The organism is Sphingomonas crusticola, from assembly GCF_003391115.1.
In the GTDB taxonomy this organism is placed as follows: domain Bacteria; phylum Pseudomonadota; class Alphaproteobacteria; order Sphingomonadales; family Sphingomonadaceae; genus Sphingomonas_I; species Sphingomonas_I crusticola.
In genome coordinates this window covers 2,235,166-2,258,733 of record NZ_QTJP01000001.1, presented here as the reverse complement: position 1 = coordinate 2,258,733, position 23,568 = coordinate 2,235,166, and the positions used below count along the sequence as shown (strand labels likewise).

Below are 23,568 nucleotides of genomic sequence, written 5' to 3'. Positions count from 1 at the left end.
CCGATCCGGCCGCCACCCATTTTTCAAGGCTTTGAGTAGCGATCATGCAGACTGTCGAGACGTTGAACGAGGGCCTCCGCCGCTCCTACAAGCTGACCATCCCCGCGCAGGAGATCGCGGCGAAGGTCGACGCCGAGGTGAAGCGCGCCGCGCCGACGATCAAGATGCCCGGCTTTCGCCCCGGCAAGGTGCCGCCGAACCTGATCAAGAAGATGCATGGCGAGGCGCTGGAGCGCGAGGCGCTCAACACCGCCGTGCAGGAAGGCGTCCAGTCGCTGATCAACGAGCAGGGCCTGCGCCCGGCGATGCAGCCGCAGGTCGAACTCGACGAAGATTATGCCGCCGGCAAGGATGTCGAGGTCAAGGTTGCACTGGAAGTGCTGCCGAACGTGCCGACTCCGTCGATCGAGGGCCTGAAGCTCGAACGTCTGACGGTCGAGCCAAGCGCGGAAGAGATCGACGCGCAAGTGGCGCGCTTTGCCGCCCAGCAGAAGAGCTACACCTCCGCGCCCGAAGGTCATCCGGCGATCGAAGGCGACCAGGTCATCATCGATTTCGTCGGCAAGACCGCCGATGGCGTCGCCTTTCCGGGTGGCACCGGTGAGGACATGGCGGTCGAGCTCGGCTCGGGTCGGCTGATTCCCGGCTTCGAAGCACAGCTTGAAGGCGTGAAGGTCGGTGACGAGAAGACGCTCAACCTCACCTTCCCCGCCGAATATGGCGAGAAGAGCCTCGCCGGAAAGCCGGCGACGTTCGACATCGTCGTCAAGGACGTGAAGGTCGCGAGCGAAGCGACGATCGACGACGATTTCGCCAAGACGCTTGGGCTCGACAGCCTCGACAAGCTCAAGGAGCTGTTCAAAGGCCAGGTCGAGCAGGAACTGAACGGTCTGACCCGGACCCACATGAAGCGCAAGCTGCTCGACCAGCTTGCCCAGGGCCACGATTTCCCCGTGCCGCCGTCGATGGTGGAAGCCGAGTTCGAGCAGATCTGGCGCCAGCTGGAGCATGAGGCGAGCCACGAGGAAGATCCGGCCGCCGCGCTTGCCGAGATGGAAAAGGACAGGGACGATTATCGCGCAATCGCAGAGCGCCGCGTGCGCCTTGGGCTGCTGCTGTCGGAAATCGGCCGCCAGCATAATGTCGAGGTCAGCAACCAGGAGATGCAGATGCTGACGGCCCAGGCCGCGCAGCAATATGCCCCCAAGGACCGCCAGCGGTTCATGGAATATGTCCAGTCCGACCCCGTTGCCGCCGCCCAGATCCGTGCCCCGCTGTACGAGGACAAGGTGGTCGACTTCCTGTTCAGCCAGGCGGAGGTCACCGACCGCACGAGCACGCGCGAAGAGCTCGAGGCGGCGATCGAGGCCGAGGATGACGGCAGCCCCGCCGAGCATGTCCACGGTCCGGACTGCGGCCATGACCATCATGGTCACGATCACGCTCCCAAGGCGAAGAAGTCCTCCGCCAAGAAGGCCGCTGCGGCTCCGGTCGAAGCGGTTGCTGCGCCGACCGACGATGCTGCTGCGGCTCCGGCCAAGAAGTCTTCCGCAAAGAAGGCTGCTCCCGCGGCCGCCGAGGAAGCTCCAGCCAAGCCTGCTGCCAAAGCCAAGAAGGCTGCCCCGCCGGCTGATGCGGTAGCCGCCGAGGTTGCGCCCGCCAAGAAGGCCGCGCCGAAGAAGGCCAAGGCGTAAGCCCGATGGCGTCGGGATCGACGGCGGCGGGCTTGCGCGTCGCCGTCATCCTGCCCTGCTACAATGAGGAAGCGGCGATCGGTGCGACGATTGCGGGCTTTCGCGCCGCGCTGCCCGCCGCCGCGATTTACGTTTTCGACAATAATAGCGGCGACCGCACCGTCGAGCTTGCGACGCTGGCCGGAGCGGCCGTCCGGCGCGAGCCGATGCAGGGCAAGGGTCATGTCGTCCGCCGCATGTTCGCGGACATCGAGGCTGACATCTACGTGATGGCGGATGGCGACGCGACCTACGATGCGGCCGCCGCCCCGGACATGATCCAACGCCTGCTCGACGAGCATCTCGACATGGTGGTCGGGGCGCGCGCGAGCGAGGTCGATGCGGCCTATCGCCGCGGCCACCGATTCGGCAACGCCGTGCTGACCACTATCCTGTCACGCCTCTTCGGGCGCACGTTCAGCGACATATTGTCGGGCTACCGCGTCTTTTCGCGCCGTTTCGTAAAGAGCTTCCCGATTCTCTCGTCGGGATTCGAAATCGAAACCGAGATCAGTGTCCACGCGCTCGAGCTGCGCATGCCGGTGGGCGAGATCGTCACCCGCTATGGCGCTCGCTTGGAAGGATCGGCATCCAAACTGTCGACCTATCGCGACGGCTGGCGCATTTTGCGCACCATATTGACGTTATTCCGGATCGAGCGGCCGGTACTTTATTTCGGGTCGATCGGCGCCATACTCGGGCTAGTCGCGCTGGTTCTCGCGGAACCGTTGATCCTGACCTATGCCCGAACCGGGCTGGTGCCGCGCTTCCCCACGGCTGTCCTCGCGACTGGCCTCGTTATCGTGGCCTTCCTCTGCTTTTTTACCGGGCTGATCCTCGACACGGTCGTTCGCGGGCGGCGCGAAGTACGCCGCCTCGCTTACCTCGCCTTGCCCGCGGTGGAAGGTTAGCGTCGGCCGGCATTATCCGCCTGCTCCAGCCGGCCGTCCTGGTCGCAGCTGTACGATTTAACGCGACGTTCATCGAAAATGATTAGGCGCGGCGGTGATGGCCGACATCGACCCCTGGTTCACACGCCTGCTTCCGGCCGAGCTTGCAATCGTCGTTCCGACCTTCAACGAGGTGAGGAATGTCGAGCAACTGGCGGAGGCGGTGGCGCGCGCGCTTCCCGGCGTGCGTTGGGAAATGGTGTTCGTCGACGATAATTCGTCCGACGGCACATCCGACAAGGTACGCCGGATGGCGCTTGCGGATTCGCGCATCCGCATCCTGCATCGTCACAACCGTCGGGGCCTCGCCACCGCCTGCATCGAGGGCATCCTTGCCACCGCTGCCCCTTATGTGGCGGTGATGGATTCCGACCATCAGCATGATGAACGCATTCTTGGGGAGATGCTGGCACGGATCAAACAGGATGGCGTCGATCTGGTGGTCGGCAGCCGCTACACGGAGGGTGGCGGCCTTGGCGAATGGTCTCGCAAGCGGGTCCTCGCAAGCCAGCTGGCCACCCGGATCGCGTCAGGCCTGACGCGCGTGCCGATGAGCGATCCGATGAGCGGCTTCTTCCTGGTGCGCCGCGATGCATTCATGCGGTCGCTTCCGAACCTTTCGTCGGTTGGCTACAAGATCCTGCTCGATATCGCCGCGAGCGCGCCCACGCCCCTGCATATCGCGGAGGTGCCATATACTTTCAGGACGCGACAGCACGGCGAGAGCAAGCTCGACACGTTGGTGCTATGGGAATATCTCCAGCTGGTCCTCGACAAGGCGTTTGGCCGCTATATTCCTGCCCGCTTCATGAGTTTCGCCCTGGTCGGCGGGTTCGGCATCGTTGTTCATTTCCTGGTCCTGACCTTGCTGTACAAGCTGGTCGGGGCGAGTTTCGATCAGTCGCAGGCGGTGGCCAGCGTGGTCGCGATCTCCAACAATTTCTTCCTCAACAATGCCCTCACCTATCGCGATCAGCGCCTGCGCGGCCGATCGCTGCTTTATGGCTGGATCAGCTTCAACCTGGTCTGCGCCACGGGGGCCGCCGCCAATATCGGCATCGCCGACTGGCTGTTCGGGCGAAACACCTATTGGATCCTGTCGGCGATCCCGGGTGTACTGATCAGCGTCGTGTGGAATTATGCGATGTCGTCGCTCTTCACCTGGCGGAGAAAATAGCGAGCGGGCTTCAAAATGGTTTCCCTTGAACCGGCGCCAACGAACGCCGATGTTGGGGAGACCAGAGCGCCAAAGGACCGTACTTCCCATGACCGACCACGCCGACATCACCGCAGGGCTCGTGCCGATCGTTATCGAGCAATCGACCCGTGGCGAGCGCAGCTTCGACATCTATTCGCGCCTGTTGCGCGAGCGAATCGTGTTCGTGACCGGGCAGGTCGAGGATCACATGGCCTCGCTCATCACCGCGCAATTGCTCTTCCTCGAGTCCGAGAACCCGAAGAAGGACATTTTCATGTACATCAATTCGCCGGGCGGCGTGGTGACGGCGGGCCTCGCGATCCACGACACGATGCAATATATCCGGCCACGCGTCGGTACCGTCTGCATCGGCCAGGCGGCATCGATGGGCAGCTTTTTGCTGGCCGCGGGTGAGCCCGGCATGCGCTCCGCGCTGACCAACAGCCGCATCATGGTGCACCAGCCCTCCGGCGGCGCGCAGGGCATGGCGGCGGACATCGAGATCCAGGCACGCGAAATCCTGCGTATGCGCCATGCGCTGAACACGCTTTATGCAAAATATACCGGTCAGACGATCGAGCAGATCGAACATGCGATGGACCGCGACAAGTTCCTGGAAGCGGAAGAAGCCAAGACCTTCGGCATCATCGACGAGGTGTTCGACAAGCGCCCGGCGCCGACGGAGGAAATTGCGCAGGCCGCGTGAGGCCGTGGTGAGCCGGATGGTGCGAGGCGGCGGCATATAGGCATTGCCACCGCTCTCCTCCGGGGTAGGATGGCGGTCGACTCGGTCGACCGAGGATTAGGATAATTATGACCAAGCTTAGTGGCGGCGATTCCAAGAGCACCCTGTACTGCTCGTTCTGCGGCAAGTCGCAGCACGAAGTGCGCAAGCTCATCGCCGGCCCGACCGTGTTCATCTGCGACGAGTGCGTGGAGCTGTGCAACGACATCATCCGCGAGGAAACGAAGGCGACCTTCGTCAATCGCAAGGATGGCGGCGTGCCGACCCCGCAGGACATCAACGCGCATCTCGACGATTATGTGATCGGCCAGAAGCAGGCCAAGCGCGTGCTCTCGGTCGCGGTCCACAATCATTACAAGCGGCTCAATCATGGCGCCAAGGGTGCTGACGTCGAGCTCGCCAAGTCGAACATCCTGCTGGTCGGCCCGACCGGCTGCGGCAAGACCCTGCTCGCGCAGACGCTCGCCAAGACCTTCGACGTGCCTTTTACCATGGCGGACGCGACCACGCTGACCGAGGCCGGCTATGTCGGCGAGGATGTCGAGAACATCATCCTCAAGCTGCTCCAGGCATCGGACTATAATGTCGAGCGGGCACAGCGCGGCATCGTCTACATCGACGAAATCGACAAGATCAGCCGCAAGGCCGACAATCCCTCGATCACGCGCGACGTGTCGGGCGAGGGCGTGCAGCAGGCCCTGCTCAAGCTGATGGAGGGCACCACCGCAAGCGTTCCCCCGCAGGGCGGCCGCAAGCATCCGCAGCAGGAGTTCCTGCAGGTCGACACGACCAACATCCTGTTCATCTGCGGCGGCGCGTTCTCGGGCCTCGAGAAGATCATCGGCGACCGTTTGCAGGGCAAGTCGATCGGCTTCGGCGCGTTCGTGGCGGCGCCGGACGAGCGCCGGACCGGCGAAGTGCTGCGCCAGTGCGAGCCCGAGGATCTGCTGAAGTTTGGCCTGATTCCGGAATTCGTCGGCCGCCTTCCCGTTATTGCGACGCTGGAAGATCTCGACGAGCCGGCTCTGGTCAAGATCCTGTCCGAGCCCAAAAATGCGCTGGTGAAGCAGTATCAGAAATTGTTCGAGATGGAGGGCGTAAAGCTCTCCTTCAACGACGAGGCGCTGTCGGCCGTCGCCAAGAAGGCGATCCTGCGCAAGACCGGCGCGCGCGGCCTGCGCTCGATCCTCGAAGGCATGCTGCTCGATACGATGTTCGACCTGCCCTCGATGGACGGGGTGGACGAGATCGTGATCGACAAGGATGTGGTCGACGGCCGCAAGGATCCGGTGCGGGTCTTCGCGAAGAAGAAGGAAAAGGCGGGCGGCGACGCCGCCTGACGCCTGACGAACGCTCCTTGGCACCCTATATGGGCCGCCAAGGAGTGATTCATGTCTGATCCCACCGTCATTTGCAGCTACGCCCGTACCCCGATGGGGGGCTTCCAGGGCGCGCTCTCGAGCGTCAGCGCGACCGAACTGGGCGCGACCGCGGTCAAGGCCGCGGTTGAGCGCTCGGGCGCCGACCCGGCGAAGATCGACCGCATCTATATGGGCTGCGTACTTCCTGCCGGCCTCGGCCAGGCACCCGCGCGCCAAGCCGCTCTCGGCGCGGGCCTGCCGCAGTCGGTGGAGGCGACCACCGTCAACAAGATGTGCGGATCTGGTATGCAGGCGGCGATCATGGCTGACGAGGCCCTGCGCGCGGGCTCGATTGATATCGCGATTGCCGGCGGCATGGAAAGTATGTCGAACGCCCCCTACCTGCTCGCGAAGCATCGCGCGGGCGCGCGCATCGGCCATGGCCAGATCATGGACTCGATGATGCTCGACGGGCTCGAAGATGCCTATGAGCCGGGCAAGGCCATGGGCGTGTTCGCCGAGGCGACGGCCGGGGAATATCAGTTTACGCGCGAAGCACAGGATGCGTTTGCAATCGAAAGCCTCAGTCGCGCCAATGCCGCGATCGGCGGAGGCCACTTCTCCGACGAGGTCGTGCCGGTAACCGTGAAGGGCCGCGGGGGCGACACCCTAGTCGAGCAGGACGAACAGCCCGGCAAGGCCCGGCCGGACAAGATCCCGTCGCTGCGTCCCGCATTCAGCAAGGACGGCACGATCACGGCCGCGAACGCCTCGTCCATCTCTGATGGGGCGGCAGCCCTGGTGCTTGCGCGCGAGAGCGTTGCGCGCGCGCAGGGTTTGAAGATCGAGGCACGGATCATCGCAACTGCAGCCCATGCCCAGGAGCCGGCCAGATTCACCACCGCCCCCGTGCCCGCCATCCGTAAGGTGCTCGCGAAAGCCGGCTGGTCGATCGACGACATCGACCTGTTCGAGGTCAACGAAGCCTTTGCGGCGGTAACGATGATCGCGATGCGCGACCTCGGCATCCCTCACGACAAGGTCAACGTGCATGGCGGCGCGACCGCGCTGGGTCACCCGATCGGGGCTTCGGGCGCGCGCATTCTTGCCACCCTGATCGCAGCGCTGAAGGCGCGCGGCCTGAAACGCGGGGTCGCGGCGCTGTGCATCGGCGGCGGCGAAGCGACCGCGGTCGCCGTGGAGATGGCCGAATGATGGTAGAGGGCGGCTGCCATTGTGGCCTGGTGCGGTTCGAGGCCGACCTGCCGGATGCGTCCGTCACTGTCGAGGATTGCAATTGCTCGATCTGCAGCATGACCGGGTATCTGCACCTGCTGGTGCCACAGGACGATTTCCGGCTGATTGAGGGACGCAAGGAGACGACGACCTATCGCTTCGGCACGGGCGCGGCGCAGCATATCTTTTGCACTCAATGCGGGATCAAGAGCTTCTACCGGCCGCGATCCCATCCCAAGCATGTCAGCGTCAATTTTCGCTGCCTGGACGAAGGGCATGGGTTAAATGCCACGATCAGCTCGTTTGATGGGCAGAACCATCCCGGGGTGGTTGGGTAAGGTCTTCCCGCGATCCATTCTCCTCCCCGCTTGGCGTAGCCCACGCGCGGCGATACACCGCGTCCGGAGAGGGACATAATGAAGCCAGAAGCCGTAGATGTAGGCAAGCGATCGCCGGTGCGCCTTGTCATCCTCGCCTCGACACTGGGCACGGTGTTCGAATGGTATGACTTCTTCGTCTACGGCACGCTCGCGACGGTCATCGCGCAGAATTTCTTCCCGTCCGGCAATGCCGCCGTATCCTTGTTGATCGCGCTCGCCACATTCGGCGTTGGTTTCGGCATGCGGCCAGTCGGCGCCGTCTTGTTCGGATATCTCGGCGACAAGCTGGGGCGGAAATATACGTTCCTCGTGACCGTATCGCTGATGGGCGTGGCCACTGCGGGCGTCGGCCTGCTGCCGACCTATCAGTCGATCGGCATTGCCGCCCCGATCCTGCTGGTGCTGTTGCGGGTCGCGCAAGGGCTGGCACTGGGCGGCGAATATGGCGGGGCGGCGATCTATGTCGCAGAGCACGCACCGCGCAAGAAGCGCGGCTTCTACACCAGCTTCATCCATGCCGGCGTTGCGGGCGGCTTCCTGCTCAGCATCGGCGTGGTGCTCGCCGCCAACAATTTCGCCGCCAGGGAGGATTTCGCTTCCTGGGGCTGGCGTATCCCGTTCCTGTTCAGCCTCGTCTTGCTAGCGATCTCGCTGTGGGTTCGACTGATGCTGCACGAGAGCCCGGTATTCCTCGCGATGCAGAAGGCCGGCACGCTCGCCCGAAACCCGCTGCGCGAGAGCGTCGACAGCTGGCCGAAATGGCGCAAGCTTCTGGTGGTGCTGTTCGGCGTGACCGCGGGCCTGACGGTGATCTTCTATACGGCCCACTTTCAGTCGCTCTACTTCATCCAGAATGCGGTGCGGATCGACGACACGCCGGCGCGGCTGATCGTCGGCCTGTCCGCGCTGCTCAGCATTGGCTGGTACATCCTGTTTGGCTGGCTGTCGGACAAGATCGGGCGCAAGCCGCCGATCATCGCGGGCTATGTGCTGATGCTGATCCTGGCCTTCCCATTATTCCATATGATGTCGTCCGCCGGCAATCCGGAGCTGGCCGCGGCGGTATCGCGCGCGCCGGTGGTAGTGCGCGGCAGCGATTGCAGCTTCAATCCGCTTGCGACCCAAGGGCAGTCGACCGCCTGCGGCCGGGTGCTCGACAGTCTGTCCAAGCGCGGCATCGCCTATCGAAAGGTACAGATGGCACAGGGCGCGCCGATGGTGACGATCGGCAGCCGCGTGCTTGCATCGTCCGACGACGCCGCGATTGAACAGGGGCTCAAGGATGCGGGTTATCCGATCGGCAAGGTCACGCCGCCGTTGCGGAGCGCGATGAAGGTTGCGTTCGGGATCATCGTCATCGCCTTCATCTCGGGCATGACCTACGGCCCGGTGGCGGCTTTGCTGGTCGAGCTGTTCCCCGCGCGCGTGCGCTACACATCGCTGTCGATCCCCTATCATATCGGGTCGGGCTATTTCGGCGGCTTCCTGCCCTTCATCAACCAGTACATCGTCGCCAAGACCGGCGATCCGTTCGCGGGCTTGTGGTATACGATCGGGGTGACTGGGATGGCGTTGCTGATCGTGTCACTCGCCATCCCCGAAACCTCCGGTCGCAATCTCGAATGACGGATGCCGATCTGGCGCTGGCGCAGCGCCTTGCCGATGCGGCTGGCGCCGCCATCCGCCCCTTCTTCCGCAAGCCGTTCGCAATGGAAGCCAAGGCGGATTTCTCCCCGGTGACCGAGGCCGACCGCGCCGCCGAAGGGGCAATGCGCGCGCTATTGGCGGCGGAGCGGCCCGACGATGGCGTAATCGGCGAGGAATATGGCGCGGACCGCCCCGATGCCGGGCGGGTCTGGGTGCTCGATCCGATCGATGGCACGCGCTCGTTCGTCGCCGGACGACCGATCTTCGGCACGTTGGTGGCGCTGCTGGAGGCGGGGCGGCCGGTCCTTGGTCTGATCGACCAGCCGATCGCGGGCGAACGCTGGATCGGTGCGGCCGGCAAGCCGACGACGCTCAATGGCACGGCGGTGCGAACCCGTCAGTGCGCGGCGGTGGCGGATGCGCATCTCGCCACGACGGGGCCGGGCTATTTCACGCCGCGGAGCTGGGCCGCGTTCGAGCGGGTGCGGGTGGTGGCGCGCGACACTTTGTGGGGTGGCGATTGCTATAATTACGGGCTGCTGGCGGCCGGGCATCTCGATCTGGTGATCGAAGATGGGCTTAAGCTGTACGATTTCGCCGCTTTGGTCCCGATCGTCGAGGGTGCTGGCGGGCGCATGACGGACTGGCAGGGCCGCGCACTGGATGCCGCCAGCGAAGGCAAAATCGTGGCGGCGGGGGATGCGCGCCTGATCCGACAGGCGATCGCATCGCTCTCGGGATCAATAGCGTAAACGGCTGGACCCCCGCTCCGCCTGCCTTTATGAGGGCAGGCATGCAATCCGGCCGCAGCCTTCCGAAGCTACGACTTACGCGCCCTTAGGCGCGTCGATTGCTTGGCGTGCCCGCAAGGCCGCCGCTCACCGCCTAAGGGACCGCCGCCGCGCCAAGAGAGGCGCCCCGACGCTCTTATGTGCCGAGATTATCAATGCCCATGCTCGCTGATCCATCCGTCAAATATCGCCCTTTCCCGCAGATCGACCTGCCCGATCGGCAATGGCCAGGCCGTACCATCACGCGCGCGCCGCGCTGGCTGTCGACCGACATGCGCGACGGCAACCAGGCACTGATCGATCCGATGAACGAGGAGAAGAAGACCCGCTTCTTCGAGCTGCTGTGCAAGGTTGGGCTCAAGGAGATCGAGGTTGGCTTTCCGAGCGCAGGCGCGACCGAATTCGACTTCATCTCCGGCCTCGTCCGCAAGGATCGCATTCCCGACGACGTGCTGGTGCAGGTGTTGACCCAGTCGCGCCGCGACCTGATCGAGAAGAGCTTCGAGAGCCTGGAGGGCGCGTCCAAGGCGGTGGTCCATCTCTACAATGCCGTCTCGCCCGCGTGGCGGCGGATCGTGTTCGGCATGACCCGCGACGAAATCCGCGACATCGCCGTCACTGGCGCGAAGATCCTCCGCGACGAGGCGGGCAAGCGGCCCGACACCGACTGGCATTTCGAATATAGCCCTGAGACATTCTCGACCGCCGAGCTGGATTTCAGCCTGGAGGTTTGCGAGGCGGTGATGGAGGTCCTGCGGCCGACGCCGGATCACCCGATCATCTTCAACCTGCCGGCAACGGTCGAGGCGGCGACGCCCAATATCTATGCCGACCAGATCGAATGGTTCGGGCGCAACATCCGCAACCGCGACAGCGTGGTGATTTCGCTCCACCCGCACAATGACCGCGGCACCGGCGTGGCGGCGGCGGAGCTGGGGCTGATGGCGGGCGCGGACCGGGTCGAGGGCTGCCTGTTCGGCAATGGCGAACGGACCGGCAATGTCGATCTGGTGACGCTCGGGCTCAACCTCTACACGCAAGGCGTCGATCCGAAGCTCGACTTCTCGGATATCGACGAGGTGATCAACACGGTCACCTATTGCAACAATCTGCCGGTCCACCCGCGCCATCCCTATGCGGGCGACCTGGTGTTTACGGCCTTTTCGGGGTCGCACCAAGACGCGATCAAGAAGGGCTTTGCCGCGCAGGAGCAGCGCAACGACCAATATTGGGACGTGCCCTACCTGCCGATCGATCCCAAGGACCTCGGCCGCGATTACGAGGCCGTGATCCGCGTCAATTCGCAGTCGGGCAAAGGCGGTGTCGCGTGGGTGCTGGAGCAGGACAAGGGACTCAAGCTGCCCAAGCGGATGCAGGCCGACCTCAGCCGCGCGGTGCAGGCGCTGGCGGACGAGACCAGCCGGGAGCTCAACGCGGCCGACATCTGGGGGCGCTTCCAGCAGCATTATAAGCTGGAGGGGCCGCAGGCCTATGAACTGATCGACTATAGCGAGACGCATGCCGGCAGCGACCGCATCTTCACGGGGCGGGTACGGCATGCGGGCGTCGAGACATCGGTGAGCGGGCGCGGCAACGGGTTGTTGTCGAGCGTGCTGGCGGCGCTGCGCGACGGGTTCGGGATCGCCCTCGATATCGTCGACTATTCGGAGCATGCGATCGGCCATGGCGGCGATGTGCAGGCGGCCGCCTATGTCGAGGCGCGGACGGAGGATGGGCGGACCGTGTTCGGCGTGGGGATCGATACCGATGTCGCGACGGCGTCGGTACGGGCGCTGCTGGGGGCCGCTAACGCCGTCTAAAAGCGCACTCCTGCTTACAGGTGATTTCTCGCGTCTGCGCCGATAAGAAGCGATTTTGGGCGGTAACAGGGAAAGCCCCTGTTACCGCGAAAACAGCGTGGATTATGCCGCGTGCTTAGCGCCAGCGGCAGCGGGTCACGCGATGATGATTGACCCAACGCTTGGTGCAGACCTGGCGACGGTGATGGCGCTTTTCGTAGCGGCGATTATCGTGCCAGCCGCCGCCATTGACGGTGCGCTCGGTGGTGACCGTGCGATGCACTTCGACGTGACGCTGAGCGGCAGCGGGGGCCGCTGCGAACAGCGAGCCGGCGGCGATGGCGATCATGGTGAGACCTGACAATTTCATCCTGCGCTCCATTATTGTTGCGCGGATCAAACGGACTAACATCGATTAAGGTCCGCGGCCCGTCGCAGGCCTGCCGGTCGCTCGATTAGCGAATGACCGCGCAACCGACGCGATCGCCCGCGCCCCCGATCGGCTGGCTGATGAAATCGTCGGCCTTGGCGTGGATCACGACCGCCGATCCGTCGGCATCCTGCAGGGCGGCCATAGTGAGCGCGGTGGTGAAGAATTCCGCCTTGGCGCTGCCGTCGGCGCCGGCATAGAGGTTGGGCAGATCGCCATTGTCGGTTGCCGCCGGATTGAGCAACCCGTGGACGACCGGGGCGGCCCCATGGACGTGCCCCCCGGCCAGCTTGAAGGCCGCGTCGCCGCAATCTGCCTTTTCGTGAAAATGCGCCGCATGCCACCCGGGGGTCAGGCCGGCCGCCTCGACGTGGACGAGCACACCCTTGGGCGCTGGCGAGACGGTGACCGATCCGGTGATGCCCTTGAACGGCGCGCTGACCGGGCTCTGCGCCAGTGCGGGCACGGCCATCAAGCCGATCGATGCAAGCAGGGGGACGATGCGGGCCATGGCGATATTCCTCAATCGGTTGCGTTCGCGAGCCGGAAACGCGCGAACAGCGTGAAACTCTTCACGCCCGCTCTACCATAAGCCGGCCTGATCCGATCGGGATAAGAATAAGCGCTGGCCAGCCCGCCGAGCGCGAGCCGCACCGGCCCCTGCCCCATTGGCAGCTCGTAAGCATAGCCGGCGCTGAGCTTCGAGACGGGGATGATGTCGTGGTGAAGCGGGCCGCTCTCGAACAATTCGGCTTCCTCGACATGCTCGGCGCGCGCGAACAGGACGTGGCGCGCGCGCAGCCGTAGCGAGGTCTCGGCCAGCCAGCCCGTGAGCGCCGGGCCAGGCCGCTCGTCCTTGCGCGCCCAGGCGATGGTCCAGGCCCAGTTGCCGGCATGCCCCAGCGGACGATTATAGGTGACCGAGGCGGTAGTACGCTGTTCGTTCTGGTCGGGGTGGAGCTGCTCGGGTGAATGGAGGTGGCCGGTGGAAAGCTGGAAGGAAAGATTGGGCGACGGGTTCCAGAAGCCGCGCACAGACCAACTGTCCAGCTTCGGGTTTTCCATATTCCAGCGATGCTGATCCGGCTCACGCCCCTTGAAGGCGCTGCCTTCGAGCTTCCAGGTGCCCGCCGAAAAGCCGGCCGTGACCACGCCGAAGGTGATGTGGGTCGAATCGAACCAGTGATGGCCGATCGGCGCCTCCGGACTGTCCATGCCAGAGATGCGGTGCATGAAGGTAGGCGGGCCGAGCGCGGGCTCGCCCGGCAGGCCGCCATAGAGATAGAGGCTGCGCCCTTGACCGAGATCGTGCGCGTAGCTGGCCGCCAGCTCCATCAGGAAATCGTGAGGATGCTGGCGATCGACCAGCTCGTCGCGGCCGTTGGCGGTCTCGCCGGTGGCGAACAATAAGGGATAGCCGTTCCTGCCCATCAGCGGATCGAGCGAGATCATCGCGCGCAGGCCGAGCGTGCCGCGCCCACCGAACGGGCGGCTCGCCATCGCCATCAGCATTGACTGGCGGAAGGTCTTGGCCCCGCCGCGCGCGCCGCCCTGATTGTCATGGACCAGCGTCGCATCGCCGTGGAGCATGGCCATCCAGGCGCCGGCGGGGACATGGATACCGCCGAGCGGAGTGGTGTCCGGCTGCCATGACGTGCCCGATGCCTCGCGCGCCATGCTGTAGGGGCCGAGCAGGCCGCGCATCGCTGCGGCATGATCCAAGCCGGGCATGGCCGCCATGTCATGGACCATCGCCGCCATATCGTGCGCAGGTGGCACCGAGGGGGGCGTGGCAGCCGCCGGCGGGGTGGCCGGAGACGTCGTGGCCGGAAGCATCGTGGCGGGAGGCAATGGGGGCGTCGGCGCGGCCGGGGTCGGCGGCGGGATGTGCATGCCGGGCATGTCCGGCATCGCCTGTGCGTGGGCGGCCGTGGGGACGAGCGCGGGGGCAGCGAGCGCGAGGCCGAGGGAGCAGGCTTTTCCAATCATGCGGATCGCTCTAATCCCTGACATCATGTCAAGGTCAAGCGCATGAAGATCGGCGAGGCGGCGGCGGCGAGCGGCGTGAGCCAGCGGATGATCCGGCATTATGAGACGATCGGGCTTATCCCGCGGCCGCCGCGGCTCCACAGCAATTACCGCGATTATGCGGCGGCCGACCTCCATCGCCTGCGCTTCATCGCCAATGCGCGCGATCTAGGCTTTGCGACCGAGGAGATTGCGGAGCTGCTGGCGCTGTGGAGCGACGAAGGCCGGGCGAGCGCGGAGGTGAAGAAGCTGGCGCTCGCGCGGGCAGACGCGCTGCATGCCAAGGCGCGCAAGCTGGAGGCGATGCGGGCGGTGCTGCTCGACCTGGCGGGTCGTTGCTCGGGCGGCGAGCGGCCGGATTGCCCGATTATCGATGAGCTATCGGGCGGTGCGTAGAGGGTCGACGGAGGGCGGGGAGCGTGGCTGACACGAACGAGCGAGGGCGCAAGCTCGAAGGGCGCGGCCGAGCGGGCGGAGAAGGTTGGCTTTCGCTGAATAACAACGGGAACGGACCAAAGATATATCCGTTTCCGTGGCAACCAGGTGGCCTGAACCTCTGCCTGGCCGTTCGGGTGCTAAGCTCCGTCGATTCCGGGCTGGGTCCGGCGGAGCTTCATCGGGGGGCAGCCGAAGCCGTGGCCCGCGCCCTTGCTACCTCTCACCATGCCGACGCATCGGCATGGCGTCGATCGTCTGTTCCAGCAGCGTCGCCGAAATGGGGCTCGCCCTGCGCAATTTTTCGCCGCCATCCTTGCCGATCAGCACGACGGCAAAAGCGTCCGTCGGCAGCCGGTATTTTCCGCGGAGGGAGGCGCCCGTATCGGTCGCGCCGGCAACTTTGTCCGCAACGATCTCGACGATGCTCAGGTCGCGCGCCTCACCCTCCGCCCGCCAACCCGCGATGACGCGGCGCTGCGCGGCGAGCCGGGCGTCCTGCGCATTGGGCGCAGCGACCAGGAGAATGCGCCGCTCCCAGCGCATCGAGGCGATATTGCCCGGGCTCGCCGCCATCAACGGCACCGCCGCAAACAAATAGAGATAGTTCACCGAGAAGGAACGTGCCCCGAAACTTGCCGTTCCGACGCTGCTTGGCGGCTGGGGTTGGAGACAGCGCCGCACCGAAGCGGCTTGATCGCCGCGATCAGTGCCCGTGCGGTGTCTCCATCGCGCGATGTCCAAGGCCGCTTGGCGATACCGTTAAGGTCCATCCCGCCAGCCCGGAAGGGATCGCTGACGAACCAAAGATCGAGATCGTCACCAAACCAATAGGAGTAGCCGCGGGCGACATAGGCATTGAATAGCGGCGTCCCGTCTGGCGTTTCCTCGATGCCGCCGTGGAGCTCCAATCCCCTGGCACGCGCAAAATCGCTCATCACGGCCAACATGTCCTCCCACCTGCTACGATCCACACAGAAGGTGCCAAGGTGTGGCAACTGGCTCCTGGGCACGCGCTTTTGACAGGCCGACAGTGCCAGCACGGGCGCAAGTACCATCGCTGCGAAACAGGCTTTCATGCAGAAGGCATAGCAGGTCGGCGGATGTCCGCTAATGTCGCTTGTCGCGGGCGCATGGCGACCCACCCATCCTCATTTCAGGAGACAGATGATGGTTGAAGCACGATGGAACGGCGCGCTGATCGCGAGCAGTGACGACACCGTCGTCGTCGAAGGCAATCACTATTTTCCCGCAGCCGCGGTCGATGCCGCGGTGCTTCGGCCGAGCAGCACCACCACGCTCTGCCCGTGGAAAGGGACGGCGCATTACTACAGCCTGCACGTCGACGGTGCCGACAATCGGGATGCCGCCTGGTATTATCCCGATCCAAAAGCCGAGGCAGAGAATATCCGCGATCGCATCGCTTTCTGGAAGGGCGTCGAGGTCGGCTGAGTCAGCGCGGAAATGGCGGGCTGCTCTCGGAACCGCATAAGATGACGAAAGCGGGTTATTCCGCCGACACGGCTTTGCGGATCGCACGCGGGACGCGCGCCCATGCCAGCACCATGTTCATGCCGTACAGCCAGGTGAACGCAAATGCTGCATATCGGACGCCGCCGGGCAGGCGCGCGTTCATGACTCCAGCGGCGAAAAATATGATCGCTGCGCCCAGGCAGAACACAAAGCCATGCAGGCTGCGCAGGTCATAACGCAGGCGCCGCCCATGTGCGCCGTGCTCGATCCGGAACGAGCCTCGATCGTAGATGACCATCGCCAGCCAATTCGGGCCGAGCGGGCTGTCCCACAGCGGAGATTCAAAGCGCAGCTCGGTAGGGCGGCTGGGTATCACCGGCTTCCGCTGATCGGCGAGCAATTTCTCCACACGCTCGAGGACTTGCGCATCGGAAATCCGCGCGGGCACGGGGGTAGCGCCGCGCAGATGCCAAAGGAAATTCCACATAGGATGAGGCTAAGGCGTTTTGCGGACGTCCGCCACAAGCGGCGGCTGCGCAACAATCGACGCCGACCGGACCCCGTGCAGTTCCGCCTTGGGATCGATGAGAAGCCAGCAGACCGCGCCGATCACCGACGCGACCGATGTCACCAGGAACGACGCGGTCCATCCATAATGGCCGGCGACGATTGGGGTTATCTGCGCGACCGCTGCGCCGCCCAGCTGGCAGCCGAGATTCATGAAGCCCGACACCGATCCGGCCGATGAGCGGCCAAGATCGGCGCTCAGCGTCCAGAAGGCGCTTTGCGAGAGGTAAAGCGAGCCCGATCCGAACGCGAGGACGAGCGCCGCCAGCCTGGCATCGGCGACCTGGGTGGCCAAGGCGACGAACATCGCAGCCAATCCCATGCCGGCGGCGGCGGGCCAGCAGCGTCCGATACGCTTGCCATGGCGAAACGTGATCCGGTCCGACATCCAGCCGCCGAACGCGCAGGCGATAGCCATCGCGATGAAGGGCAGCATGGCGTAGAGGCCGCTCGATTTGAGATCCAATCCCTTGACGGTCGAGAGGTAGGTGAAGAACCAGGTGAAGAAGATGAAGGCGGTATAACCGAAACAGAAATAGCTGATCGTCAGGAGACGTATGTTTCGGTTCGAGGCGATTGCGCGCCAGCGGAGCAGCGCCTCCGGCGGATCGCTAACGGGCTTCCCACCGGCAATATTCTTCTCGATAAGATCGAGCTCGCGCGCGCCGACCCACCGGTGGTCGCCGGCGCGCTCCCGTGCGAACCAGATCCAGAGCGCGAGGACGGCGAGCCCCACCGCGGCGCTGATCCAGAAGGACGCCCGCCAGCCATGAACGAGCATGACAAAGGTGACGAGCGGCGGCGCGACGCCTGCGCCGAAGCCGACCCCGGCGAAGATGATGCCGTTGGCAAGCCCGCGCTCGTGGACTGGGATCCAGTTGGCGACGAGCCGGTTGCTGGCCGGGTAGATCACGGATTCCCCGATACCCAACAAGGCGCGCATCAGGATCAGCAGGGCGAAAGCGTAAGCGGTGCCGGACGCAACGCAGGCCGTGAGCGCGGTCAGCGCGCTCCACCAGACGATACCGCCGGCGATAACGCGATATCCCCCGAACCGGTCCGCCAGCCGCCCGGCGAAGGGCTGGGTAAGCGCATAGCCGAGCATGAAGGCGGTGAGGATCGTGCCGAGCTGGACCTGGCTGAGACCGAACTCCGCGCGGACCGGCTGGGCCGCAATCGAGATGTTGGTCCGGTCGAGATAGGAGACGGCGGACACCAGGAAGATGATCGCGATGATCAGCCATCGCACATGACCGGAGGATCGCTCATTTTCTTTGGAGCCGCGCACAAGCCGTTGTGGGCTGGGCCGGCCGATTTCTCAATGACCGAAATCGGGGTGCTTTATGGCGGTGAGAGCGCGCATGATCGAAGCTCCGCTTAGGGGCACGTCAGGGCGCGGCGAGGCTGGCGAGTTCGCGAACGGACAGGCCGTAGGTTTCGCAGATATGGTCGCGCAAAGCGCTTTTGGCGGCCGCCATCTCGGCATAAGCCAGTTCCTCTGCCTCCTCGTGGGAGAAATTCACCTGGAAGCGATCGGGGACGAGCGCTTCCCAAGTGGTATTATGGCGGCGCGCCGCTTCGCGTACGGAAGCGACCAATTGCTTGGGGTCCATGGCGCGCTAACGATCCATCGACGCGCGGGTTGCGGCGGCGGCAACAGGTATGGGGCAGGTCATGAGCGCGTTATTGGCGCGCGATCGCGCTGGAGGGCAGCGGAAAGCGGACGTCCCAAGACGGGTGCGCTGTTGTTGCAACCCCGTAACGTACCCTGCGTTGATCGGAATGCCGGCTGGGCGGCGTGAGGAGATGGATGCCGCAATTGCGCTCCACGATTGAGATGGCGGCACCGCACGATGCGGCCGATGCCGGCGTGGCTGAGGACGCGATTAGCCCAGGCTGGTTCGAAGCCCCGCTGTGCCGCAATTGCGATGCGCCGCTGACAACGCCCTATTGCGCAGGCTGCGGTCAAAAAGCGGCGCGGCGCCTGTCGCTTAAGGATTTCGGCAAGGAAGGCTGGGAGCGGATCCGCCTGTTCGAAAAGAGCAGCGTGAAGACGCTGTGGCGGCTGGTAACGTCCCCCGGGCTGGTTGCACGCGATTATGTGCGCGGCAAGCGCGCCGCCTATATGCACCCGCTCAAGCTGCTGGTCGCGCTGGTGGCGATCCTGTTGCTGATCCTCGCCGCCAACCAATATTTCGAGCGCTTCGCGTTTGCGGGCCAGAGCCGCGACGTCGACCTGATGGCGCAGCGGGTGATGGCTTATGCGAATTGGAGCTTCACGCTCGGGATCTTCGCTATTTTCCTGGGCAGCCGGGTCGGTTTCGGCCGGCGGCTCCATTACAATGCGATCGAGCATGGCGTGCTGGCAGTCTATTGCCAGAACCTGATCCTGGCGGTCGTCATCCTCAACCTGCTGCCGACGCTCATCTGGCATACGCCGAGGTTCATCCTGCTGCACAAGCAGGCGTCGGCTTATTATCTGTACGCGATCAAGCTTAGCATCGTCGCGATCGCCTATAGCCAATTCTTCCGCCTGCGGCTGGCCCGCGACTGGCCGCGGCTGATCCTCGCCTGCCTGGTCTATGCCATCGCCAGCTGGAGCCTGCTGCGCCTCTATGCGGCGGCGATTTTGTGGATCGTGAACCGAACAGCGTGAGGAGAGGATGATGACGCAAGCGCAACGCTTGAAAACCGCGGCCCTGCTGGCACCGCTATTGCTCGGCGCCTGCGGCAAACGACCGGCCGCAGATGCAGGCAGCGCGATCGGGCTGTCGGGACGCGAGAAGGTCGAGGCGATCGCGTCGACGCTGCAGGCCTGTTCCTACGATGGCCGGCCGGTGACGGGCGAGGCTGCGGCGTTTGCGGGCGCCGCACCGGAAAACTGCCAGCTCGCGGTCAAGAAGATCATGGATTATACCGGCCTGCCCGCCAATTTCGTCGTCACGGCGGGTCCGGTCGACAATGCCGCGGCGCTGATCATGCTTGATCAGAACCGCGTTCCGCGCCGCGTGATCGCGTTCAACCCCAATTTCATGCAGGCGGCGATGGCCAAGGTCGGCGGGGATCCGTGGGGACCGACCAGCATCCTGGCGCACGAGATCGCGCATCATCTGTCCGGCCATACGATCACCCCCGGCGGCAGCCGGCCCGAAATCGAGCTGGAGGCGGATAAATTCTCCGGCTTTGTGATGGAGAAGATGGGCGCGCCGAAGAGCGCGGCGACCGAGATGATCCTGGCGGTGGGCGCGGCGCATGGCTCCCCCACCCACCCCGACAAGCTGACGCGGGCCAATGCTATCCGCGAGGGGTGGCAAGAGGCATGTCAGCAACAGGGCGGCCGGGAGTGTGGCAGCGGCACGGGCGCAGTGCCCGTGCACCCCACGGCGGATGGGGCGGCGGGGGGATCGAGCTCCACGTCACCGATCAACGCCACCTTTACGCTGCCGGCGCCGGGCTCGATCCCCTTCAAATATGGCCGCTTCATCATCGACGAAACCGGCAAGCTGGATCCCGTGCGGGCACGCGCGATGGATCAGAAGCTCTATACGCTCGCCAAGGATGTCGGCGCCGAGTTCACGATCCTGGTGGTCAACGACCTGCGCGGACGCTCGGCCGAGGATTATGCGTGGGCGATGATGCGCCAGCTGCGCGTCGGCAAGCTCGACGTCGGCAATGGCGCAGTCGTGGTGGTGGCGCCACGCCAGCGCCAGGCGGCGGTGGCGTTCGGCCCGGGCTTCGCTAAGGAGGCCGAATTCTCCAACCCTAACAAGATGCTGCTGGAGTGGATCGATGCGGGCTGGCGCTATTGCGACGATGGCGACGGCTGCCAGGGGTGGACCGACAATCTGTTCAACATCTTCAGCTTCACGCTTGGCAATGTCGCCCGGACGAAGTGGGCTATCAACTATCAGTCGCTGGGCCAGTTGATCACGCATTACGATCAGGTCGGCGCGGAGCGAGCGCGCACGCATCGCGCGTGGAGCGATGCCGTCGATCAGCCGCTGGGCGAGCTGCTGCGCATCAGCGGCAAGGTCACCAGTCTCAATCCGCCGCAGGGGATGGGCCAGGTGACGCCGGCGATCGTCAACGGGCCGCTGGCCTATCGAGCCGTGAGCATGACCACCGACGATGGCTATCCGGTGATCCTGTACATCCGGCCGCAGACGGCGGGGTTAATGCCATCGGGCGCGATCAGGGAGGGGCAGCGCTATACATTGGTCGGGCGCCTGCAGCGCCGCGGCGACAAAGGCCAGCAGGCCTCGGCGCTATGGACGTTCAGCTATGACGCAATCTGAGCTTGGCTTTTCCGCGAGGCGCCGTTCGCCCTGTAATCGGCGCCCCGGAACTTCGCCGAGATCAGTTGTAGGCGGCGGTGACGGTCAGCGTGCCGGTATAGCTGCCGGTCGCGGTCGCGCTGGTCATCGGGAACGAGCCACCGACGTTGATCGTGGCAGTGCCAGGCGAACCGGCGGTGCCGCCGATTGCGGTCGGATAGGTGCCGGTCGTCGTGACCGTGAGCGGCCCCATCGCAAACGTCCCCGGAACGGTGACGCTGATGCTGGCAGCGCCTTCGCCTGCGACGGTGAACTGTGCCTGCTGGCCGGCGGTGCCGACGAGCACGCCGTTACCGGTGCCACTGATGGTGCGTCCACCTGCCGCCGATACCAGCACCGTATTGGAACTGGCGTTGCCGGGACGGACGACCTTGCCGAACTGCATGTCGAGAACCTTGGTCAGGCTGATCGGCGACAGGATCGTCGTGGTCGACGAAGCATTGGCCGTGGCAGTGGACTGCGCCAGCGCGGGGGCTGAGGTGACAACCAGCAGCGCGCCAATCGCGATTTTCGCGTACATGTTCATCGGATCCGATATTTGTAATCATCCATATCGGATGATATTATATCCAAATAGATATGGATCGCAGAAGTTCCATTGCTCGCAGATGAGTGGCGTCCGCCCGCCCGCTTACTTCCGCCCAAACAATTTCTCGATGTCGCTGTGGCCGAGCTTGATCCACGTGGGACGGCCATGGTTGCACTGGCCGGAATGGGGCGTGACCTCCATCTCGCGCAGCAGCGCGTTCATCTCGGTGACCGAAAGGATGCGGCCGGCGCGCACCGAACCATGGCAGGCCATGGTGCCGGCGATGCCGTCGAGCTTTTCCTTGAGACTGAGCGCCTCATCATAAGCGGCGAGTTCGTCGGCGAGATCGATTACGAGCTGAGCGGGATCGCTGGCGCCGAGCAAGGCCGGGGTTGCGCGCACCAGCATCGCCTTGGCACCGAAGCGTTCGAGCTCGAGGCCCAGCTCGGCCAGTTCGGCGATGCGCCCTTCGAGGCGATCGCAGGCCGGTTCGTCCATCTCGACGACCTCGGGCAGCAACAGGGCCTGACGCGCGACACCGCCACTGGCCACCGCGCGGCGCATGCGTTCGAGCACCAGCCGCTCATGGGCGGCATGCTGATCGACCAGGATCAGGCCGTCCGACGCCTCAGCGACGATGTAGGTCGCCGCCACCTGGCCGCGTGCAACACCGAGCGGGAAATCGGCTTGCGCGGGCGGCGGCGCATAAGCCTGCTCGGCGCGCGCAGAGGGTTGCGGGGCGTAGCTCGGCTGGCTGGCCCATACCGAGCCTTGGCTGGGCGGCGCGATCGGCGTCCATTGCGGACTGAGCGGCTCAGCCTGCCAGCGGCCGAGCGCGGCGGCGGACGGGCGCGCGGCACTGCGGTGGCCGGCACTGTCGAGCGCCGCCCTGAGCCCGCCGACGATCATGCCGCGCACCAGGCCGGCCTCGCGGAAGCGCACCTCCGTCTTGGCGGGGTGGACGTTCACATCGACCTCCTCCGCCGGCACTTCCAGGAACAATGCCAGCACGGGGTGACGATCGCGCGCGAGGAGGTCCTGATAGGCGGCGCGCACGCTGCCGATCAGCAGGCGATCCTTCACCGGACGGCCGTTGACGAACAGATATTGATGATCGGCGACTCCACGGCTGAAGGTCGGCAGGCCCGCGACCCCGCCGAGTACCAATCCCTCGCGGCCATGATCGACTGCGACCGAATTGCGGATCAGCTCGCGGTCGATCAGAGCCGCCACCCGCTCGGGCCGGGTCTCGCCGGGCTGGACCGCGATCGAACGCCGCCCGTCATGCTCCAGCGTGAAGCCGATTTCGGGCCGCGCCATCGCCAGCCGGCGGACGATATCGACGCAGGCGGCATATTCGGACCGTGCCGAGCGCAGGAATTTGGCACGCGCCGGGACCCGCGCGAACAGACCTTCGACCTTGACCCTTGTACCGGGCGGAAGCGCGGCCGGCCCCTCCTCCACCAGCGCGCCATTGTCGACGATGCGGCGCCAGCCTTCCGACCCGCGAACCCGGCTTTCGATCGCCAACGTCGCAACGCTGGCAATTGACGGCAGCGCTTCGCCCCGAAAACCCAACGTTGCGACCCGCTCGATCGCGTCATCGGGCAGCTTGGACGTGGCATGGCGTTCGAGCGCTAGCGCCATCTCCGGCGGGGTCATGCCGCTGCCGTCGTCGGTCACTTCGATGCCTCTTATCCCCCCGTCGCTGAGGCGCACGAGGATGTTGCGCGCGCCAGCGTCGATGGCATTTTCGACCAGTTCCTTGAGCGCCGATGCGGGACGTTCGACGACCTCGCCGGCAGCGATACGATTGACCAGATGCTCGGGGAGCCGGCGTATTGACATGGGCAAGCCTCTAGCCCAGTCAGCGGCCTTCCGCGACCGGGCTTTCACCCATCGGTAAAGATGATTCACCGCCGGTCGCGCGAC

The 23,568-nt window shown here is 64.9% G+C and carries 24 protein-coding genes; 14 read left to right on the top strand and 10 right to left on the bottom strand.

The genetic code is table 11. From position 1 onward, the window contains the following. Window positions 1–44: 44 nt before the first annotated feature. The 10 genes from tig to leuA all read left to right on the top strand — a co-directional run bounded on the left by tig (window position 45) and on the right by leuA (window position 11,861). Window positions 45–1,694, top strand: a complete 1,650-nt coding sequence (tig, locus tag DX905_RS10710; RefSeq protein ID WP_116091331.1) for a trigger factor — start codon at window positions 45–47, stop codon at window positions 1,692–1,694. A 5-nt stretch (window positions 1,695–1,699) separates the two neighbouring features. Further along, entirely contained in the window at window positions 1,700–2,644 is a 945-nt protein-coding gene (locus DX905_RS10705; RefSeq protein WP_116091330.1) for a glycosyltransferase family 2 protein, read from the top strand. Window positions 2,645–2,741: 97 nt separating this feature from the next. Further along, window positions 2,742–3,860 carry a glycosyltransferase family 2 protein gene (locus DX905_RS10700; RefSeq protein WP_116091329.1) on the top strand — a complete coding sequence of 373 codons (1,119 nt, stop codon included), beginning with the start codon at window positions 2,742–2,744 and terminating at the stop codon, window positions 3,858–3,860. A gap of 88 nt (window positions 3,861–3,948) precedes the next feature. Further along, the gene (locus DX905_RS10695) at window positions 3,949–4,587 is read left to right on the top strand and encodes an ATP-dependent Clp protease proteolytic subunit (RefSeq protein WP_116091328.1); all 639 of its coding nucleotides are present in this window, start codon (window positions 3,949–3,951) and stop codon (window positions 4,585–4,587) included. A gap of 107 nt (window positions 4,588–4,694) precedes the next feature. Continuing rightward, a complete protein-coding gene (clpX, locus tag DX905_RS10690; protein ID WP_116091327.1) occupies window positions 4,695–5,966 on the top strand; it encodes an ATP-dependent Clp protease ATP-binding subunit ClpX in 1,272 nt (423 codons plus the stop codon). Between the two features lie 51 nt (window positions 5,967–6,017). After that, window positions 6,018–7,202, top strand: coding sequence for an acetyl-CoA C-acyltransferase (locus DX905_RS10685; RefSeq protein ID WP_116091326.1), 1,185 nt, complete (start codon window positions 6,018–6,020; stop codon window positions 7,200–7,202). Further along, on the top strand, window positions 7,199–7,561 hold the full coding sequence (locus tag DX905_RS10680; RefSeq protein ID WP_116091325.1) for a GFA family protein: 363 nt from the start codon (window positions 7,199–7,201) through the stop codon (window positions 7,559–7,561). Before DX905_RS10685 ends, DX905_RS10680 begins: the two co-directional genes overlap by 4 nt. Window positions 7,562–7,639: 78 nt before the next feature. Then, window positions 7,640–9,229: an MFS transporter gene (locus DX905_RS10675; protein WP_116091324.1), complete on the top strand. Its 1,590-nt coding sequence runs from the start codon at window positions 7,640–7,642 to the stop codon at window positions 9,227–9,229. After that, window positions 9,226–10,002, top strand: a complete 777-nt coding sequence (gene hisN, locus DX905_RS10670; protein WP_116091323.1) for a histidinol-phosphatase — start codon at window positions 9,226–9,228, stop codon at window positions 10,000–10,002. Before DX905_RS10675 ends, hisN begins: the two co-directional genes overlap by 4 nt. 200 nt (window positions 10,003–10,202) lie before the next feature. Beyond that, window positions 10,203–11,861: a 2-isopropylmalate synthase gene (gene leuA, locus DX905_RS10665; protein WP_116092489.1), complete on the top strand. Its 1,659-nt coding sequence runs from the start codon at window positions 10,203–10,205 to the stop codon at window positions 11,859–11,861. Between the two features lie 115 nt (window positions 11,862–11,976). On the opposite strand, the gene DX905_RS10660 is transcribed toward leuA, so the two are convergent. The 3 genes from DX905_RS10660 to DX905_RS10650 form a co-directional block, all read right to left on the bottom strand. Beyond that, the gene (locus DX905_RS10660) at window positions 11,977–12,210 is read right to left on the bottom strand and encodes a hypothetical protein (RefSeq protein ID WP_116091322.1); all 234 of its coding nucleotides are present in this window, start codon (window positions 12,208–12,210) and stop codon (window positions 11,977–11,979) included. Window positions 12,211–12,295: 85 nt separating this feature from the next. Beyond that, complete coding sequence (locus DX905_RS10655; RefSeq protein ID WP_116091321.1) at window positions 12,296–12,781, bottom strand: superoxide dismutase family protein; 486 nt, start codon at window positions 12,779–12,781, stop codon at window positions 12,296–12,298. Between the two features lie 11 nt (window positions 12,782–12,792). After that, on the bottom strand, window positions 12,793–14,259 hold the full coding sequence (locus DX905_RS10650) for a hypothetical protein (RefSeq protein ID WP_240320819.1): 1,467 nt from the start codon (window positions 14,257–14,259) through the stop codon (window positions 12,793–12,795). Window positions 14,260–14,301: 42 nt separating this feature from the next. Here DX905_RS10650 and DX905_RS10640 point away from each other — a divergent pair, with 42 nt between their 5' ends. Next, the gene (locus DX905_RS10640; RefSeq protein WP_116091319.1) at window positions 14,302–14,694 is read left to right on the top strand and encodes a MerR family DNA-binding protein; all 393 of its coding nucleotides are present in this window, start codon (window positions 14,302–14,304) and stop codon (window positions 14,692–14,694) included. Between the two features lie 255 nt (window positions 14,695–14,949). On the opposite strand, the gene DX905_RS10635 is transcribed toward DX905_RS10640, so the two are convergent. Continuing rightward, entirely contained in the window at window positions 14,950–15,345 is a 396-nt protein-coding gene (locus tag DX905_RS10635; RefSeq protein ID WP_240320818.1) for a DUF4174 domain-containing protein, read from the bottom strand. Next, complete coding sequence (locus tag DX905_RS16065) at window positions 15,342–15,878, bottom strand: hypothetical protein (protein ID WP_162875569.1); 537 nt, start codon at window positions 15,876–15,878, stop codon at window positions 15,342–15,344. The genes DX905_RS10635 and DX905_RS16065 overlap by 4 nt, the downstream gene beginning before the upstream one ends. A gap of 25 nt (window positions 15,879–15,903) precedes the next feature. Here DX905_RS16065 and DX905_RS10625 point away from each other — a divergent pair, with 25 nt between their 5' ends. After that, window positions 15,904–16,185: a DUF427 domain-containing protein gene (locus DX905_RS10625; RefSeq protein ID WP_116092486.1), complete on the top strand. Its 282-nt coding sequence runs from the start codon at window positions 15,904–15,906 to the stop codon at window positions 16,183–16,185. A gap of 55 nt (window positions 16,186–16,240) precedes the next feature. On the opposite strand, the gene DX905_RS10620 is transcribed toward DX905_RS10625, so the two are convergent. The 3 genes from DX905_RS10620 to DX905_RS10610 form a co-directional block, all read right to left on the bottom strand. Continuing rightward, the gene (locus tag DX905_RS10620; RefSeq protein ID WP_116091317.1) at window positions 16,241–16,693 is read right to left on the bottom strand and encodes a hypothetical protein; all 453 of its coding nucleotides are present in this window, start codon (window positions 16,691–16,693) and stop codon (window positions 16,241–16,243) included. 9 nt (window positions 16,694–16,702) lie between these two features. After that, window positions 16,703–18,022, bottom strand: a complete 1,320-nt coding sequence (locus DX905_RS10615; protein WP_162875568.1) for an MFS transporter — start codon at window positions 18,020–18,022, stop codon at window positions 16,703–16,705. 139 nt (window positions 18,023–18,161) lie between these two features. Further along, complete coding sequence (locus DX905_RS10610; RefSeq protein WP_116091315.1) at window positions 18,162–18,386, bottom strand: hypothetical protein; 225 nt, start codon at window positions 18,384–18,386, stop codon at window positions 18,162–18,164. 206 nt (window positions 18,387–18,592) lie between these two features. Between DX905_RS10610 and DX905_RS10605 the strand changes: the two genes are divergently transcribed. Continuing rightward, window positions 18,593–19,429, top strand: a complete 837-nt coding sequence (locus tag DX905_RS10605) for a DUF3667 domain-containing protein (RefSeq protein ID WP_162875567.1) — start codon at window positions 18,593–18,595, stop codon at window positions 19,427–19,429. A 10-nt stretch (window positions 19,430–19,439) separates the two neighbouring features. Continuing rightward, window positions 19,440–21,068: a TPM domain-containing protein gene (locus DX905_RS10600; RefSeq protein WP_205412241.1), complete on the top strand. Its 1,629-nt coding sequence runs from the start codon at window positions 19,440–19,442 to the stop codon at window positions 21,066–21,068. 61 nt (window positions 21,069–21,129) lie between these two features. Here the strand turns inward: DX905_RS10600 and DX905_RS10595 are convergent, their stop codons facing one another. Then, the gene (locus DX905_RS10595; RefSeq protein ID WP_162875565.1) at window positions 21,130–21,627 is read right to left on the bottom strand and encodes a DUF4402 domain-containing protein; all 498 of its coding nucleotides are present in this window, start codon (window positions 21,625–21,627) and stop codon (window positions 21,130–21,132) included. A 111-nt stretch (window positions 21,628–21,738) separates the two neighbouring features. Continuing rightward, complete coding sequence (gene mutL, locus DX905_RS10590) at window positions 21,739–23,484, bottom strand: DNA mismatch repair endonuclease MutL (protein WP_116091311.1); 1,746 nt, start codon at window positions 23,482–23,484, stop codon at window positions 21,739–21,741. Between the last annotated feature and the right edge of the window lie 84 nt (window positions 23,485–23,568).